The sequence below is a fragment of the Pedobacter alpinus genome (assembly GCF_042684645.1).
GTDB classification, from domain to species: domain Bacteria; phylum Bacteroidota; class Bacteroidia; order Sphingobacteriales; family Sphingobacteriaceae; genus Pseudopedobacter; species Pseudopedobacter alpinus.
In genome coordinates this window covers 82341-99165 of record NZ_JBHULV010000047.1, presented here as the reverse complement: position 1 = coordinate 99165, position 16825 = coordinate 82341, and the positions used below count along the sequence as shown (strand labels likewise).

Here is a 16825-nt window from a genome sequence, read left to right as displayed (position 1 = left end):
TATGATTAAAATTTCTGCAGTAAGTTATACCAATACCGTCCCGTTTATTTATGGATTGCAGCATGCACCAATTAAAAAAGATATTGATTTAAGTTTGGATTACCCGGCAGTATGTGCAGAAAAATTGATAAATAATATGGTTGATATTGGTTTAATTCCTGTAGCCGCAATATTAGATTTGCCAGAATACCATATTATTTCTGATTATTGTATTGGTGCAAACGGAGCTGTAAATTCTGTTTTTATATTTAGTAATTGCGCATTAAAAGATATTAAATACCTTCAGTTAGATCCGCAGTCAAAATCATCAAATAATTTAGCTTTAGTTTTATTAAAAAACTATTGGAAGTTAGAACCAGAATTAGTTTATAAAGCTAAAGAATACGGAAGATCAACACATCCAAAAACTGCATTTGTACAAATTGGCGATCGTACCTTTGGACAAGTTAATAAGCATTCTTTTGTTTACGACTTAGCAGCCGAATGGAAAAATTTTACTGGATTAGAATTTGTATTTGCCGCTTGGGTAAGTAATAAAAAATTAAGTGATGATTTTATCGTCAAACTTAACGATGCTTTAAAATTTGGTTTAGCCAATAGATTAAAGATTTTTGAAAACATGGAAATGCGATCTGACTTTGATTTGGTTGATTACCTAATGCATAAAATTGATTATCGTTTAACTGAGAGCAAAAGAGAAGCGTTAAAATTGTTTCATAGATTGATTAAAGAATTGTAAACAACAGCAATTAAGTAAAATAGTGCAATATTTGGAAATACTTTACTTAACATAATATTAATTATAAGACATAACTATAATTTCAAAATAACCCGTATTTCAAACATAATTATACTAAGCTGATGAGATAGGAATCAGCAGTATCAAAAAATAATACACAATAATTATAATTATTTGTAATTATACAAAACTCAGAAACGAGATTGTATGAAATGAAGCAATAAAAAATTCGGGCTAAAATTTCTTTTAGCCCGATGATAATTATATTCTTTTAACGTTAACGGCATTCATGCCTTTCATGCCTTTCTCAAGTTCGAAGCTCACTTTATCGCCTTCTCTAACTTCTTCGGTTAAACCGTTAACATGTACAAAAAACTTTTCTTGCGTACTGTCTTCTTTAATAAAACCAAAACCTTTAGCATCGTTAAAAAATTCAATTTTACCTTTTTTAGTAGCTGTTAAATCTTCTGCTTCTTGCTTAGGTATGCCAATTTCTATTGTACTGGCATCAATTTCTTTTTTCTTACGGATTGGATCTGGTGGAGTATCGGTAATGTTTCCGTACTCATCTACATACGCCATCATGTTTTCTAATTCGCCACCAGTAGAACTTTCTTTACGTTCTTCCTTTTTTTGTTGCTTCTCTTGTCTTTTCTTTAAGCGTTTTTTTTCATTTTCTTTTTTACTAAATGTTTCTTGTGATCTGGCCATTCGTTATTTTTTCTTTTTTAAATCTGAATATTGTTAATTCAAAGCATTAAGATTAAGCTTCTGAAGTCAATTAGATATTGAATAATCAATAATGAAATTGAAAGGCTAAATGCTTTTAAGGCTATTTTTAAACAGTTCTCAGAGAAAAAATAATATTTTTCTTGTATAAAAAACTAATTACAAATTTGCCGAAGAGTTTGAAATGCTTTTGAATTTCACAAATATAACAATTTTAAAATTAATGCAAGAATGTAGCTAGGTTAACTTACTTGAATTTTCAATCTTTAATTTACGAAGTGTAATCAAATTTAAAATAATAATGCAAAACATTAACCAAGCAATTCCAGCAAAATAACCAGCTAATATATCTGATGGATAGTGAACACCTAAATAAACTCTACTAAAGCCTATTAACAAAACCATTAAGCAGCAAATAATAATTACGCTGTATTTTAACCAGTATTTTTTAATCAAAAGATAGCTCAAATAAATAATAAAGCCGTAAAAAGTTATTGCACTCATAGCGTGTCCGCTTGGGAAACTTGTGAAATCGGCAAATACCAATCTGTTAATTTCCGGTGGTCTTGGCCTACTTATGATGCGTTTTAAAACTACATTTAAGCCTGATGACAGGATGAGAACTATTGTGATTTCTAAGGATATACGCCAGTTCTTTCTTATAATAAAGAAAACTGTAACTATTGGAACCAATAAGAAATAACCAACCGAGTTGCCAATAAAAGTCATACTTTTCATAAAGGCTGTAAGGTTTGGTGTACGTTCTGCAATAATATGTGCAATTACAACATCGTCATAATGCTTTAATTCATTATCTGTAACTAAATCTGTGATCGAAAAAAAACAAATTAAGCTTACAATCATTACCATAAAAGCAAAAAGTATAGTGCTATATTGTGGTACTAATTTGTAATCATTAATATATTGCTTTAAAAGCTCGGTAAGTTTTCTCAAGCAGTAAAAGATTAAATAGCGTCAACCTTTTCAAAAGAAATTTTAAGCTCTCTTTCAATATCATTGATTTTAGACAATTCTGATGGCGCAACAAAGGCAATTGAAAATCCTTGCTTTCCAGCTCTGGCTGTACGTCCACTCCTATGGGTATAATATTCTAACTGGTCTGGCAGTTGATAATGTAAAACGTAAGCTAAATTATCAACATCAATACCTCTGGCAGAAATATCGGTAGCAATCAAAATTTGCAATCTTTTTGATTTAAATAAACGCATCACTCTGTCTCTATCTCTTTGACCTAAATCTCCGTGTATAGCTTCTGCCGATATATTTTTAGCTTTTAATTGCTTTTCTAAAGTTTGCGCACCTGCTTTGGTTCTACAAAATATGATGCCTCTCCTATCCTCCTGCTGAGTTAAAAATCTCGATAAAACATTTACTTTATCTTTGATATCAGCAATTAAATATTGGTGAGCAATGGCTTGGTTTACAATATGTTCTTTAGAAATTTCAACTTTAAAAGCATCTTCCGCTAAAAATTGTTCGATAATTTCTTTTAATGCACCCGGCATAGTTGCAGAAAATAGCCAAGTATTGCATTTTTTGCTGTTTGTATAACCTAAAATCTTATCTACATCGGCTTTAAAGCCCATACTTAACATTTCGTCGGCTTCATCTAAAACTACAGTTTTAACGTTCTCTAAATTTATAGCATTGCGCTCTAATAAATCAATTAAACGCCCTGGCGTTGAAACTACAATATGTGTGGGTCTTCTTAACTTGCCTATTTGAACGTCAATTTTTTCTCCTCCATAAACAGCTTCAGTAAAAATCTTTTTATCAGCGTATTTTGTGAACTTAAAAAGTTGTTTAGCAATTTGTTGCGCTAACTCTCTGGTTGGGCTAATTACCAAAGCTTGTATTTGCTTTAAATCTGGATTAACATGTTGTAAAATTGGCAAACCATAAGCTGCAGTTTTACCAGTACCCGTTTGCGCTTGCCCAATAAAATCAGTTCCGGTAGCTAATAAGAAAGGAATAGCCTTTTGTTGGATTTCTGTTGGAGTTATAATGTTATTTTCTGTTAGTGCTTGAATAAACTGATTTTCAATGCCTAATTCTTGGAAATTGTTCAATATTTTAATTTTTAAAAGCACAAAGATATTAATAAAATAATGGTGCTTTTATTTATGGAGTATTAAAATACGAATTAATACCTTTAATGACCTGTTAAAATAAAAATAATTAATTTTACAGCTAGTTTATGAAACAGCATAACCCTATTGATGATTTTAAAAATTTCATGTACACCCAGTACTTTTCTGATGGTGTTAAAATCACCTTGGGCGTACTTTTGCCTGCCTTTACATTCTTTCATCTTGATTTTTTAGAGATTGGGATAACACTTTCTTTGGGCGCTATGTGTGTGAGTATAGCTGACAGTCCGGGGCCATGGTTGCATCGCAAAAACGGGATGACTTATACCTTGTTTTTTATTTTTCTTACTGCTTTACTTACTGCACTCATTAACTCAAATATTTATTTAATAGCCATAGAAATATTTGTGCTTTGCTTCCTTTTTTCAATGTTTTACGTATATGGTGCAAGGGCAGCATCTGTTGGCACAGCAGCATTGTTAATAATGGTTTTAAATATTATACCCGGTAAAACCTCTTTAAAACCATTTGAACATTCGTTTTTAATTTTAGGTGGTGGCATTTGGTATTTCTTATTAAGTACTTTTTTCTCAACCATAAGACCATACAGGTACGCACAACAAACTTTAGGCGAAAGCATTAGTGAGATTGCGGATTATATGCGTTTAAGAGCAAGGTTTTATGGGAATGAGGTAACTGTTGAAGAAAATTTTAAAGATTTAGTTAACCAGCAAGTTAAGGTTAATGAACTGCAGGATAATGCTAGGGAGGCACTATTTAAAACCAGGGAATTGATGAATGAATCTACTAATGCTGGTAGATTAATGATTCAGATATTTGTGGATATGGTTGACTTATTTGAGCAAACTATGGCTACAAATAATGATTATAACACCATTAGAGAAAGGTTTAAAGATTCGGATATTTTAATTGCATTTGCAGAAACAATAGACAAAATAGCTGATGAAATAGAATACATAGGTTTTTGTTTAATTCATCAAGAAAAGCCACAAAAACATGCTTTAACTTTAAAAGATTTAGACGATTTAAAACATAAAATAGATGCTTTAGAAGCAAAAGGCATTTCTGTGCTTATTTTAAAAAAGATTTTGATTAATCTTAGAAATATATTTAACAGAATTACAGATGTTTATAATTACTTTTCTAAAGAAACAAGCGAGTTAAGAACAAGCTCTACTCCTGCCGAATTATCGAGGTTTGTAAATCATCAAAGCTTTGATTGGAAAATTTTCAAGAATAATCTAAACTTTAAATCGAGTGTATTTAAATACGCTTTGCGTGTGGCTATTGTTTGCTTAATAGGTTTTTTTGTGGGTCAGGCGTTTTCTTTAGGTCAACATAGTTACTGGATAATTTTAACCATTTTGGTAATTATGAAACCTGGTTTTAGCAGCACCAAACAAAGAAACTATGAGCGGGTAATAGGCACCATTTTAGGAGGGATAATTGGAGCAGTAATTTTAGTATTTATAAAAGATGAAACCGTAAGGTTTATTTTTATGCTGGTTTTTATGTTAATTACTTACAGCTTTATTAGAATTAAATATTTTGTTGGAGTTATATTTATGACTCCATTTATATTGATATTATTCAGTTTTATTAATGTTGATGACAGTGCGACTGTTATAGCTAGTGAAAGAATTTTAGATACGCTGATAGGTTCATTTTTAGCCTTTATATCAAGTTATATTTTATTTCCAGATTGGGAATCGGCACAGTTTAGAAAATTTTTACCAAAAATGTTAAAAGCCAATTTAAGTTATTTAGAGCACATTATTTTAAGACAATCTTTATTGCCTATTAGTGTTACTGAGTATAGGTTGGCCCGCAAAGAAGTTTATGTAAATACTGCAAATTTAGCAGCAGCTTTTCAAAGGATGATGAATGAACCAAAAAGAAAGCAACACAAAATTAAAGAGGTTCATAAGTTTGTAGTGTTAAATCATATTCTTTCCTCTTATTTAGCTAATTTATCAGCAAGTTTTTTAGAAAATTCTGCAACTATTAATTCAGAACAACTTAAACTAATAAGAAAAAGCAGATTTTATTTAGAAGAAGCAATTGAGAAAATTGACAGCGATTTGGAAGGAAGCACAAAAACTAAACTTCATATTCATTTATCAGATAAAAAGGCAGAAAGCGAAATAACAGAACAATTAGAACTCATTACTAAAGTATCTGCAGATTTGTCTAAAATAAGTGAGCGAATATGAAAAAGCCATTTAGAAATTAATCTAAATGGCTTTTGAAGTTTTAAACTTTTTTTGGAGGTAAATCAAACGCTATTGCATCGTGTTCGAAATGACCTTTGTGAGAACCATCACAAAACGGCTTGTTTTGCGATAAGCCACACCTGCAAATAGAAACTATATCTCTGCCTTGTAAATTATATACTGTACCATCCTTATCCACAATTTCAAACTCTCCTTGTACTTTTAAAGAGCCATTATTGTTAACTGTTAATTTTGTTTTAGACATATTATTAGTTGTTTAATTTCAAAAGTATAAATTTTATAATGGTAAAATGGTGAATTTAAACTATACCTTTTTAATATAGAATGAGTCTAATCTCATTAATTCGCTTTATTTAGCAACCATAAAAAACTACTCTGCCATAATTGCCCACCGTAATTTTGCCGATTTTGCTCTAGGGTTAGTATGGCATTCTTCTGGTGTTGCTCTTATAGGGTCTGGCGCAACGGCACTAAAAACACCAGCTCTGTACAACGCCTGAAATGTTTTTTTTACTCTTCTATCCTCACCAGAGTGAAAAGATAAAATTGCTACTCTCCCACCCGGAGCTAATGCTTCAGGTAATTTTTCTAAAAACTTATCTAATACACCAAATTCATTATTTACTTCAATTCTTAAAGCTTGGAAACAACGCTGACAAGCTTTTTTTATATCTTCATTTCTAGTATTTGGAGGTAAATATGATAATGCTTCTTTTATAATTTCTTTAAGTTGAGTGGTTGTATTTATACTTATTCCTTGTTTTATGGTAGCAATTATTGCTGATGCAATTTCTTCATAATAAGGCTCATCAGAGTTTTCAATAAATAAGCTTGCTAATTTTTCGTAAGAAATTGTTTTTAATAATGCTGCTGCAGATTTCCCGCTGTTTGGGTTAAGCCTTAAATCTAATGGCCCTTCAATTTTGAATGAAAACCCCCTATCTGGATTGTCTATCTGCATAGATGAAACCCCTAAATCTGCCAAAATAAAATTGAGTAAACCTGCTTCTTCTACAATTAAGTCAATACCAGCAAAATTCATTTTTTTAATGGTTAACACCTCTGGCCCATAACCTAAAGCAGCTAACCTATCTCTTGTTTTTGGTAATTCAAAAGGATCAACATCGGTTGCATATAAATGCCCATTAGGCATTAAATGTTTAAGCATTTCTAAGCTATGGCCACCATAACCTAAAGTTGCATCCATACCAATTTGGCCTGGTTTAATTTGTAAAAACTCTAAAATTTCATCAACACATATAGAACGGTGCATACCAGCAGGTGTACGCCCCTGTTGCATTACTTTTTCAACATCATCAGAAAACTGATCAGGCTGTAATTCTTTATATTTTTCTTTAAAAGATTTTGGGTGTGTACCCTTATAACGAACCCTACGCGTACTTTTTGGTGTTTGATCTTCCATTTTGTAAAACTAAAATTTACATTTGGTATGGCAATAAAAATAATAAGAGTTTATAAGAGCCTGTTTAAAATTTATCTAATAATTTGTTTATACTTCTTTTCGGCTACAAATTCGTTAAATTTTTTCGATACATTAATTTTTTAAAAGGAACTCAAGAGTGCTAAAGCAGTTTTCGAGATAGGAGCTTTACTATCTCTCCAAAATTTGCCTCTTTTCGCTCAAAAATAAGCTATAAACATTTTCACAATATAAATTCTAAACAGGCTCTAAGAGACTGTTTAGAATTTATTTATTTACTATCTAAGCTTTTTCCTGAATTCTTATCGTAAAATCCTTCAACGTTTCGGTAGGTTTACCTAATTCATCCCAAGTAAATTGCGCATCAAACTTTTGCGGGTGTTTATTTATAGCTTCTGCAATATGATAAACAAAATTAAATTTAGTTGAACCTTTACCTAAAAGCCTTAAAATGCCCATTGGCATTTTAATAATTATCAAAGGCTTTTTTATATAGTAACTTTTAAAAACCTCAACAGCTTCTTTATAAGTATGGGCATCAAAACCTTGAATTTGATATTCTCTGTTCTCATCAGTTAAAACTTTAAAAGATTTAACCACTTGTTTACCAAAATCTTGTGCGCTTATCCAAAATATCTTTTGATTAGATTTCCCAAAGATATTTATGTTATTACCTCCGGTCAATAACCTATTTCTTTCCAGGGAATCCATAAAACATGATGGATAAAAAATGGTATAAGGAATGCCAGAACCTTTAATTAACTGTACGGCTTTTTGTTTAGCGGCAAAAACCCACCAAGTTGAACAACTTCTTGTTTGGAAATTTTTTATAGTTGATGATAAATAAGCTATTCTTTTTATTCCGATATTTTTAGCTACTTCTAATAAATTAATTAAGCCATCTGTTTCACAAATAAATTCTTTTTTATTTGTTTTTTGGTTAATGTGTATACTCAAATACAGGGATTGATGGTCTTTTAAAGCAGCTATTAAGCTTTTTTTATCATCTAAATTTGCATAAACAATTTTCTGATTTGGAAAATAAAGTTTAGCTTTTCCTACATCTCTTGCAATAATAGTAATATCAAACCCAGCAGCAATAAGTTCTTGCGTTACGGGTTTTCCAATTAAGCCGGTTGCACCAATAATTGCTATCTTATTCATGCCTTTGCTGTTTCTTTTAATACGTTTTCAACCCTAAGCTCCATAGTGGCCAAATCACTGTATCCTTTGGTAATCATGTAAAAATTACGTTCAGAAGTTTGAATAAAAGCAGCAGGATAGCCAGAAACTTGTAATTGCCTTGCTAAAGCAAAATCATAGTAAGCATTTTGCTTATACTCTTCGCTTTTTAATTTTTCTAAAAACTCCTTTTCAGAGATATTGTAGTTTGATATTAAAGGCAAATAATTATCATCAATATTTAAATCAATCCCATCAATAAATTTTGCTATTTGAATATCATGAGCAAATAATACAACTTTATGAGGTTCAAAACTTTTAAACACACATAATGCAATAGCTGGTTTTTCTGAACTTTGAAATTGACTTCCTTCGTTTAATACTGCTAAAAAAGCATCACCAAAAATAGCTCCGCTTGTTTCCTGAACTTTTGGGTAATGACTTTTTATTAATTCTGCGGATTCTGAAATTGGTCCTTGCCTATCTCCTAAAACCATACCTCCACTAATAACTTCAAAATCAAATTGATGATGATACTTTTCAAAAAGACTATGCATTACAGCACTAAATCCGTAGCACCAGCCACATAAAGCATCATAAACGTAAATCAATTTGGGTTTTTCTTGCATCATGGATACAAAACTAAGTCAAAATAACAGGTCAAATGTTTATAGATGGTAAAAAATGGAAGGTTGATTTAACAGAATTGTCATTTTCATCTTACATCATTTGTAGCTTGTTGATTAATAAGTAACAATCCTATTGGTTTCTTGTTTTAATGATAGTCCTATCCTACCTTCAATTATCAAAAAATAAATATTTTATGAAAATTAAATTAAGTCACAGCCTTTTAATAACGTTTGGGATTTTAACATCCCAAACACCTTCAATAGCACAAAACAAAGCATCTATAAAATTTATAGACGCTAACAACATGGATTTAACTGTTAAACCAGGCGACGATTTTTATACTTATGCCAGTGGTAATTGGATTAAAAATAATCCGGTACCAGCAAAAGAAACCCGTTGGGGAAGTTTTAATGTTTTAAGAGATTTTAATATTAATGCGGTTAAAACTATTCTTACTAATGCTTATAATAATAAAAGCGCAGCTGCTGGTTCGATAGAAAAAAGAGTTGGAGATTTTTATGCAGCAGGTATGGATAGCTTAACCATTGAAAAATTAAGTTATACTCCTATTAAACCAGATTTAGAGCGTATAAATGCTATTAAAGACTTAAGCGGAGTAATAAACGAAGTTGCTACTATGAGAACTAAAGGTATTGGATCGCCAATGTTTGGTTTTTATGTGGGTCAAGACCGTAAAAATCCTGCTTTAATGATGGCTCAGTTAAGTCAAGGAGGTACAACTTTGCCAGACAGAGATTATTATTTAAAAGACGATGCTCGTTCTCAAAAAATAAGAGCAGCGTATAACGATTTTATTATTAAGCTTTTCACTTTAACAGGAACAACCGCTGCCGAAGCTCAAAAAAATGCTGAGCAAATTTTTAGCATCGAAAAAACTTTTGCTGAGGCACAAATGAGCCGGGTTGAAATGAGAGACCCCTACAAAACTTATAATAAATTTAGCATTGCTGATTTTAGCAAAACTACTCCAAATTTAGATTGGAAAAATTTATTGCTAAAAATGAAAGTAAGTGGCGAAGATTCTATTTTGGTGGGTAACCCAGCTTTTTTTGTCAAAACCAATGAATTGTTAAAAACAATACCATTAGAACAATGGAAAACTTATTTAAAATGGAATGTTTTAAAAAGTGCTAGCAATAATTTAAGCTCTTCTTTTGTAAACGCTGGTTTTGCATTTTCTCAAGTATTAACGGGGCAAAAAGTTCAAACACCAAGATGGCAAAGAATGTCTTCTTTAACTGATGGAACTATTGGTGAGTTATTAGGGCAAATTTATGTAAAAACATACTTTAAGCCAGAAGCTAAAGCTAGAATGACCGAATTAGTAAATAATTTATCTAAAGCTTACGAAGTACGCATTAAACAATTAGATTGGATGAGCGATGTTACGAAGCAGAAAGCTTTAGATAAACTACATGCTTTTACACCAAAAATTGGCTATCCAGATAAATGGGAAACTTATGATGGTTTGGAGATTAACAAAGCAACTTATTTTCAAAACTTAAGAAATGCTGGTGTTTGGGGCTATAATAAAATGGTTAACCAACTTTGTAAACCAGTTGATAAAACCAAATGGGGCATGACCCCTCCTACTGTTAATGCTTATTACAGTCCGGTTATGAATGAGATTGTTTTTCCAGCAGGTATATTACAATTTCCTTTCTTTGATGCTAATGCAGATGATGCTGTTAATTACGGTGGTATTGGTGCTGTAATAGGACATGAAATGTCACATGGTTTTGATGATAGCGGCAGTCAATACGATAAAGATGGAACTTTACGCAATTGGTGGACACCAGAAGATTTAGCAAATTTTAAAGCAAAAACTGCAGCCCTTGCAGATCAGTTTAACGCTTACACTGTGTTAGATACTTTACATGTTAACGGTAAATTAACTATGGGAGAAAACATTGGAGATTTAGGTGGATTAAATGTAGCTTATGAAGCATTTAAAATGACTAAACAAGGTAAGTCTGAAGATAAAATTGATGGATTTACACCAGATCAACGTTTCTTCTTATCATGGGCACAAGTGTGGAAAGGAAATATTTTACCAGAAACTGCAGCACAATTATTAATAACTGATTCACATTCACCCGGTCCTTACAGAACCATAGGTGCAATAGTAAATATGGATGCTTGGTATAAAGCATTTAATGTTAAAGAAGGTGATAAATTATACAAAGCACCCGAAAGCAGAATAAAAATTTGGTAACACCATAATTATTGTAAAACCGGAGCTTAAACTCCGGTTTTTTTTATGTCTTTAAATGCTTTATTTGTCAATAAAAATGAGTTTATAAGCTATTATTTTTATATTTATATAATTTATTATTAGAATTTGATAATAAATTAAAACAATTTCTAAAAAATTTATATTAGTAAATTTAACAACAAATAAATTTATCATTCGTTAATGAATCATGCTTAAAAAACTTTGGTTATATATATTACTCTCGTTACCTTATGCTGTTTTTGCTCAAATAAAAACACCAGAATTTAAAGAAATGTTAGACAATATGTACGATCATACAGTTCCTTTAATGTCTGTTGATTCTCTAAAACATTTAAAAAACGTTTACCTCTTAGATACAAGAGAAAAGGAAGAATTTGAAGTGAGCCATCTTAAAAATGCCCGCAATGTTGGTTATATTTGGTTTGATATGCGTAAAGTATATGACATCCCTAAAGATGCAACCATTGTAGTTTATTGTTCTGTGGGTTATAGAAGCGAGAAAATTGGCGAAAAACTCCTTAAAAACGGTTATCAAAATGTTTATAATCTTTACGGAAGTATTTTTGAATGGGTAAATGAAGGTAATCCTATTTATAAATCAAATGGTGTGCAAACAACAGAAATACATACCTATAATAAAAACTGGTCTAAATGGGTGTTAAAAGGCACAAAAGTTAATTAAAATCACAAATAGTTATATCTTCATTTTTTATATGCTTCCAAAAGAACAACTAAAAGTAGTAACAACTGCAGACGGTTCAAGTACTATATTTCATCCTATTATTAATGAAAATTACCATAGTAAACATGGTGCAGTGCAAGAAAGTAACCACGTTTTTTTAAACTCTGGTTTGCGCTATTATTTAGCAGATAAGAATTTAGAAAGTGTTTCTGTTTTGGAGGTAGGTTTTGGTACTGGTTTAAACTTTTTACTAACTAATGATTATTGTACCGCAAAAGAAATTCAACTAAATTATGTTGGTATTGAAGCTTTTCCTTTGGATTTAGAGCTCATTCAAGAAACTAATTATGCTGCATTGGTATCAGCAAATACTTGGGATGCTTTTATAAAAAAATATCAAACTTCGCTTGAAGAAACGGTAATGCTAAATAATTTTTGCAATTTACATATCGCACATGCAGATGCTAAAATTTATACGTCCCCTTTAAAATTTGACGTGATATATTTTGACGCTTTTGCATCAAATAACCAACCTGAGTTATGGACAAAAGAATTTATTACTCACATTCTTAGCTTCTTAAAAATAGGTGGTGTATTTGTAACTTATGCCATTACTGGAGATTTAAAAAGAATAATGAAATCTTTAGGAATGCAAATTGAAAAAGCACCTGGTGCTGCTGGTAAAAGAGAAATGCTTAGAGCTGTTAAGGTTTAATTAATTCTATTCTTGCGATAGCTTTTCTATATAATCCTGAAATTCATTATTTGCATAATCTGCCCCTCCTTCATGCCTAAAAACAATTTGTCCTTTTTTATTAAGCAATACAGTAGTTGGTAATGCAGTCCCAAATAAATCTTCTGGTATTTGGCTTGCTGGCGTAAAAACCTCTAAATCATAATTCTTTCTTCTCATAAATTTTTGTGATTTCTCTGGATTATTATCAGCATCAACCATTAAAATTACAACATTAGCATTATTTTTAAATTTCTGTTTTAGGTTATTAATACTCGGCATTTCTGCAACGCAAGGCGGACACCAAGTTGCCCAAAAATTAATAAAAACTACTTTACCTCTTAATTCGCTTAAATTAACAACCTCACCTTTTTCGTTTCTAAATAGCACTCCTTCAATACTGCTGTTCTTATTATTGAGCGCTATTGATGTTTTTTTACTTGGTATATCTGGCTGAAATAGGCCTATTTTCATTAAACCTTGTATAACCACACCTTTAACAGTTGGGCTAATTAACATGATGCCAATAAAAACGAATATGATTGCTGAAGATATGTTTGACCAGTTGAGCCATTTAATATTTTTTATCATTGATTTTAATTTTTAAGATATGACCAAATGAATCATATTTATATTTAAGCATGTTTTTTATCAATGTACTTAATAATTCTTGTTTAGCATTAAAAAGAAACATAATAATAGAATGATAATTATTTAGAAAAACTCAAATACTGATTCTTTATAGACTGTAAAAACAACAAAGTAAGCGTCTGTAAAACTATTTCCAATATATTTGAGTAAAAATCTTTTTTATGAACGTATTCGATCAACAATTACAACCTGCAACAGCTTTTGAAAGACTTTTAGCTATTATGGAAGATTTGCGCAAGCAATGCCCTTGGGACAAAAAGCAAACCATGGAAAGTTTGCGCCATTTAACCATAGAAGAGACTTATGAGCTTTCTGATGCCATTTTGGAGGGCGGTATGCAAGAGATAAGAAAAGAATTGGGCGATTTAATGCTTCATTTAGTCTTTTATGCTAAAATAGGTTCAGAGACAAATGATTTTAATATTACTGATGTTTTAAACGGAATTTGCGAAAAACTGATCAATAGACATCCACACATATACGGAGATGTTATTGCAGAAACCGAAGAACAGGTTAAGCAAAATTGGGAGCAAATAAAGCTGAAAGAAGGTAATAAATCTGTTTTAGGTGGTGTTCCCTCCTCTTTGCCTGCTTTAGTAAAAGCATCGCGGATACAAGAAAAAGCTAGAGGTGTTGGTTTTGATTGGGAAGAAAAAGAACAAGTTTGGGAAAAAGTAGAAGAAGAATTGCAAGAGTTTAAAGATGAATTTAACGTAGCTGATTACTCCGAAATTGATTTAGAAAAAGCCGAAGGAGAATTTGGAGACTTACTTTTTTCTTTAATTAATTATGCTCGTTTTATAAATATAAATCCAGAAAATGCTTTAGAAAAAACCAATAGAAAGTTTATAAAAAGATTTCAGTACTTAGAATCTAAAGCAAAAGACCTAAATAAATCTTTGCAAGATATGACTTTGGCCGAAATGGATGTTTTTTGGAACGAAGCAAAAAATATATAGTTTTTTGTATCGTAATTCAACTTTGATGCGTACTGATGTTTAATTAAGGTATTTAAGCCAAAATAAAAATTAACACAATGTATTTAAATAATTTTCAATCATTTGTTTACGGTTTTTTTGTATTTGTAGCCATTGGTTTTATGGCTTGCGAAAAGACCAATGAAACTAAAAAGATTGTGAGTTTTGGGGAGGTTGTTGAATTAGCTAAAACAGAAAGTATTTGGTTTGGTAGTGATACATTAATAGGATTAAAATTTTATGTTGATACAATTAATGATATCAGATGCCCAGAGGATGAGGATATAGCATGTGTTTGGGCTGGTGAAGCTTTGGTAAATGTTACTGCATACCAAAAATCAGATTCCACAAACTTTACGCTCAAATTATCACCAACAAAAAACTTTAAGTCAGATACTGTTTCTTTCAGTTTAAATAATCAATCTTATAAAGGTATATTACTTAAGGTTGACCCATATCCAAATAGTACTAAAAGCACAGTAACTAAATCTGCAACCATTACAGTTTTAAAAATTAATTTTTAACTATAATTAATGCGAAAGCCGTATAGCCAATACAGCGAACAAGAAATAATTGATAAATGCCGTAAAGATGATGTTAAAGCGCAAGAAATGCTTTACAAAAACTTTTATGGCTACGCTATTGGAATTTCTTTAAGGTATTGCATTAATAGAGATGATGCTTTAGAAGCTGTAAACGACGCTTTTGTAAAACTATTTAAAACCATTAAAACCTTTGATGATAACAGATTAATTAAACCTTGGTTTAGGCAAATTGTAGTGAACTCAGCAATAGATAATAGAAGAAAAAATTTAAAACATGCTGCTGTTTTAGATATTGAGAAAGCAGAAGAAAACGTAGTTGACCCAAATATTATTAGTAAAATAAGTGCCGAGGAAATCTTAGGCTTATTAAAAGAATTACCAGAAATGCACCGCATGGTTTTTAACCTTTATGAGATTGACGGCTATACTCACGAAGAGATTTCTGATATATTGGAAATGCCTTCTAGCAGTTCAAGAGTTTACTTATCACGGGCAAAAGAAAAATTAAGAAAATTAGTTAAAGCTCATTTTTATTTGAACTATGAAAGAGCTATTTGATAAAGAATTAAGAAACCACATTAAAGACACCTATGATCATTATGATGATTTATTGGCAGATGATGGGTGGAAGCAATTTAATAAACAGCAAAATAGAAAAAAAAGAGGCCTTGTTTTTTGGTACACCATACCAACTGGGGTTGCTGCCGCTTTAGCATTGATTTGGTTATTTAACGGTATTGATTATAATAGCATAACAGATAAAAAATCTCAAATTACCCAAACAGCCATTAAAGAAAATATTTCAGAAAATAATACCGATGGTAAATTAGAAAATATAGATAAAGAGTATTCTAGCAAATCTTATTTAAATAAAGACGACAAAACTGCCCTTTCGCAAAGCTCAAATACTTTAGCTAATAGCGGAGAAAAAACAAAAGGCAAAGTCTATATTCCCCAAGAAGCTTTGTTATCAAATAATCAGATTGAAAATAGCAGAATAGCTATTTTACCGGTTTCTGTTCAAAAAGATACTATTTATCAAATAACATTTTCATCAAATAATAAAGCTGATATTGTAACACCAAAATTGGCACAAAGCACTCCTGAAAATAGGTTTAAAAACGATACTTTTTTGGCTAAGCTTAATTTAGAAGACATAAGCAAACCTAGTTTAAAGGAACTTACACCAAATAAAGCTGTGGAATCAAAATCTAAAAAAAGCAATTTCAACCTTACTTTTGATGCCAATACTTATTATAATTTCACAGCCAACCAAGTTAATAACCAACCAAATATTGGTGTTGGTGTTTTGTCTGAATTTAGGTTGAGTAAAAAGCTAAGCATTAACACTGGAATTGCAATAAATAGGCAAACTACTAATTTTGATGGTAATCAAAACAGCAATAACTTTAAGAATGTGGCTGCGTCAGCACCACTTACTGGTAATTCTTCTTTTAATGCTTTACCAAGTGCTTTAGAAACAAGCGCAAGATTAGTTGGTTTTGATATTCCAATTAATCTTAAATTAGATTTTAAAGTAGGTAAAGCCAATACATTTATTACTACAGGTTTAAGCTCTTATAGTTTACTTAATGAAAAATACGTTAATCAACTTTCTGTAGTAAGTTATTCTTTAAACGGCTTTGCCAATAAAAACACCATTACTTCTGTACAAAATAACCCCGAAAGTTCTTTTAACGATTTTCAATTTGCCCGTACAATCAATTTTTCTTTTGGTGTGTTGTACCCAATTAGCAAAACAAATAGTATTTCATTAGAACCATTTATGAAATACCCATTAAATGGATTAGGTTATCAGGATTTGAAAATTGGATCGGGTGGAATAAGTTTTAAACTGAATTTCGGAAAATAATGTTTTTACAAATACATAAA

17 protein-coding genes are annotated in these 16825 nt (G+C 30.9%); 9 read left to right on the top strand and 8 right to left on the bottom strand.

Translation table 11 applies throughout. The features are described from left to right. The first annotated feature begins 1 nt into the window (after position 1). Positions 2 to 739 (top strand): menaquinone biosynthetic enzyme MqnA/MqnD family protein, encoded by a 738-nt coding sequence (locus tag ACFSSE_RS14090; RefSeq protein ID WP_379046827.1) that lies wholly within the window; start codon positions 2 to 4, stop codon positions 737 to 739. Between the two features lie 261 nt (positions 740 to 1000). Here ACFSSE_RS14090 and ACFSSE_RS14085 read toward each other — a convergent pair whose 3' ends face one another. From ACFSSE_RS14085 to ACFSSE_RS14075, 3 genes are all read right to left on the bottom strand, one after another. Further along, on the bottom strand, positions 1001 to 1450 hold the full coding sequence (locus ACFSSE_RS14085; protein WP_379046830.1) for a cold-shock protein: 450 nt from the start codon (positions 1448 to 1450) through the stop codon (positions 1001 to 1003). 255 nt (positions 1451 to 1705) lie between these two features. After that, complete coding sequence (locus tag ACFSSE_RS14080; protein WP_379046833.1) at positions 1706 to 2422, bottom strand: phosphatase PAP2 family protein; 717 nt, start codon at positions 2420 to 2422, stop codon at positions 1706 to 1708. A gap of 11 nt (positions 2423 to 2433) precedes the next feature. Then, complete coding sequence (locus tag ACFSSE_RS14075) at positions 2434 to 3558, bottom strand: DEAD/DEAH box helicase (RefSeq protein ID WP_379046836.1); 1125 nt, start codon at positions 3556 to 3558, stop codon at positions 2434 to 2436. Between the two features lie 128 nt (positions 3559 to 3686). Between ACFSSE_RS14075 and ACFSSE_RS14070 the strand changes: the two genes are divergently transcribed. Continuing rightward, the gene (locus tag ACFSSE_RS14070; RefSeq protein WP_379046839.1) at positions 3687 to 5813 is read left to right on the top strand and encodes an FUSC family protein; all 2127 of its coding nucleotides are present in this window, start codon (positions 3687 to 3689) and stop codon (positions 5811 to 5813) included. A gap of 40 nt (positions 5814 to 5853) precedes the next feature. On the opposite strand, the gene ACFSSE_RS14065 is transcribed toward ACFSSE_RS14070, so the two are convergent. The 4 genes from ACFSSE_RS14065 to ACFSSE_RS14050 all read right to left on the bottom strand — a co-directional run bounded on the left by ACFSSE_RS14065 (position 5854) and on the right by ACFSSE_RS14050 (position 9089). Then, a complete protein-coding gene (locus ACFSSE_RS14065; protein ID WP_379046842.1) occupies positions 5854 to 6078 on the bottom strand; it encodes a CDGSH iron-sulfur domain-containing protein in 225 nt (74 codons plus the stop codon). Positions 6079 to 6204: 126 nt separating this feature from the next. Beyond that, on the bottom strand, positions 6205 to 7257 hold the full coding sequence (gene rsmH / locus ACFSSE_RS14060) for a 16S rRNA (cytosine(1402)-N(4))-methyltransferase RsmH (RefSeq protein ID WP_379046845.1): 1053 nt from the start codon (positions 7255 to 7257) through the stop codon (positions 6205 to 6207). 300 nt (positions 7258 to 7557) lie between these two features. After that, entirely contained in the window at positions 7558 to 8439 is an 882-nt protein-coding gene (locus ACFSSE_RS14055; RefSeq protein WP_379046848.1) for an SDR family oxidoreductase, read from the bottom strand. After that, positions 8436 to 9089: a DsbA family protein gene (locus tag ACFSSE_RS14050; protein WP_379046851.1), complete on the bottom strand. Its 654-nt coding sequence runs from the start codon at positions 9087 to 9089 to the stop codon at positions 8436 to 8438. Before ACFSSE_RS14050 ends, ACFSSE_RS14055 begins: the two co-directional genes overlap by 4 nt. Before the next feature lie 191 nt (positions 9090 to 9280). Between ACFSSE_RS14050 and ACFSSE_RS14045 the strand changes: the two genes are divergently transcribed. From ACFSSE_RS14045 to mnmD, 3 genes are all read left to right on the top strand, one after another. Beyond that, complete coding sequence (locus ACFSSE_RS14045; protein WP_379046854.1) at positions 9281 to 11323, top strand: M13 family metallopeptidase; 2043 nt, start codon at positions 9281 to 9283, stop codon at positions 11321 to 11323. Positions 11324 to 11531: 208 nt separating this feature from the next. Beyond that, entirely contained in the window at positions 11532 to 12026 is a 495-nt protein-coding gene (locus ACFSSE_RS14040) for a rhodanese-like domain-containing protein (protein WP_379046857.1), read from the top strand. Positions 12027 to 12057: 31 nt separating this feature from the next. Further along, entirely contained in the window at positions 12058 to 12741 is a 684-nt protein-coding gene (gene mnmD / locus ACFSSE_RS14035) for a tRNA (5-methylaminomethyl-2-thiouridine)(34)-methyltransferase MnmD (protein ID WP_379046860.1), read from the top strand. 6 nt (positions 12742 to 12747) lie between these two features. Here mnmD and ACFSSE_RS14030 read toward each other — a convergent pair whose 3' ends face one another. After that, the gene (locus ACFSSE_RS14030; RefSeq protein WP_379046863.1) at positions 12748 to 13350 is read right to left on the bottom strand and encodes a TlpA family protein disulfide reductase; all 603 of its coding nucleotides are present in this window, start codon (positions 13348 to 13350) and stop codon (positions 12748 to 12750) included. A 221-nt stretch (positions 13351 to 13571) separates the two neighbouring features. Here ACFSSE_RS14030 and mazG point away from each other — a divergent pair, with 221 nt between their 5' ends. From mazG to ACFSSE_RS14010, 4 genes are all read left to right on the top strand, one after another. Continuing rightward, the gene (gene mazG, locus ACFSSE_RS14025; protein WP_379046866.1) at positions 13572 to 14369 is read left to right on the top strand and encodes a nucleoside triphosphate pyrophosphohydrolase; all 798 of its coding nucleotides are present in this window, start codon (positions 13572 to 13574) and stop codon (positions 14367 to 14369) included. 77 nt (positions 14370 to 14446) lie between these two features. Further along, positions 14447 to 14911, top strand: a complete 465-nt coding sequence (locus tag ACFSSE_RS14020) for a hypothetical protein (protein ID WP_379046869.1) — start codon at positions 14447 to 14449, stop codon at positions 14909 to 14911. 9 nt (positions 14912 to 14920) lie between these two features. Next, a complete protein-coding gene (locus tag ACFSSE_RS14015; RefSeq protein WP_379046872.1) occupies positions 14921 to 15490 on the top strand; it encodes an RNA polymerase sigma factor in 570 nt (189 codons plus the stop codon). Next, positions 15474 to 16805, top strand: a complete 1332-nt coding sequence (locus ACFSSE_RS14010; RefSeq protein ID WP_379046875.1) for an outer membrane beta-barrel protein — start codon at positions 15474 to 15476, stop codon at positions 16803 to 16805. Before ACFSSE_RS14015 ends, ACFSSE_RS14010 begins: the two co-directional genes overlap by 17 nt. Positions 16806 to 16825 lie beyond the last annotated feature (20 nt).

Bases quoted from the DNA above. Each gene is read 5' to 3' on its own strand.
- ACFSSE_RS14090 (WP_379046827.1), top strand. From the start codon at position 2: ATGATTAAAATTTCTGCAGTAAGTTATACCAATACCGTCCCGTTTATT.
- ACFSSE_RS14085 (WP_379046830.1), bottom strand. From the start codon at position 1,450: ATGGCCAGATCACAAGAAACATTTAGTAAAAAAGAAAATGAAAAAAAA.
- ACFSSE_RS14070 (WP_379046839.1), top strand. From the start codon at position 3,687: ATGAAACAGCATAACCCTATTGATGATTTTAAAAATTTCATGTACACC.
- ACFSSE_RS14065 (WP_379046842.1), bottom strand. From the start codon at position 6,078: ATGTCTAAAACAAAATTAACAGTTAACAATAATGGCTCTTTAAAAGTA.
- rsmH (WP_379046845.1), bottom strand. From the start codon at position 7,257: ATGGAAGATCAAACACCAAAAAGTACGCGTAGGGTTCGTTATAAGGGT.
- ACFSSE_RS14055 (WP_379046848.1), bottom strand. From the start codon at position 8,439: ATGAATAAGATAGCAATTATTGGTGCAACCGGCTTAATTGGAAAACCC.
- ACFSSE_RS14050 (WP_379046851.1), bottom strand. From the start codon at position 9,089: ATGATGCAAGAAAAACCCAAATTGATTTACGTTTATGATGCTTTATGT.
- ACFSSE_RS14045 (WP_379046854.1), top strand. From the start codon at position 9,281: ATGAAAATTAAATTAAGTCACAGCCTTTTAATAACGTTTGGGATTTTA.
- ACFSSE_RS14040 (WP_379046857.1), top strand. From the start codon at position 11,532: ATGCTTAAAAAACTTTGGTTATATATATTACTCTCGTTACCTTATGCT.
- mnmD (WP_379046860.1), top strand. From the start codon at position 12,058: ATGCTTCCAAAAGAACAACTAAAAGTAGTAACAACTGCAGACGGTTCA.
- ACFSSE_RS14030 (WP_379046863.1), bottom strand. From the start codon at position 13,350: ATGATAAAAAATATTAAATGGCTCAACTGGTCAAACATATCTTCAGCA.
- mazG (WP_379046866.1), top strand. From the start codon at position 13,572: ATGAACGTATTCGATCAACAATTACAACCTGCAACAGCTTTTGAAAGA.
- ACFSSE_RS14020 (WP_379046869.1), top strand. From the start codon at position 14,447: ATGTATTTAAATAATTTTCAATCATTTGTTTACGGTTTTTTTGTATTT.
- ACFSSE_RS14015 (WP_379046872.1), top strand. From the start codon at position 14,921: ATGCGAAAGCCGTATAGCCAATACAGCGAACAAGAAATAATTGATAAA.
- ACFSSE_RS14010 (WP_379046875.1), top strand. From the start codon at position 15,474: ATGAAAGAGCTATTTGATAAAGAATTAAGAAACCACATTAAAGACACC.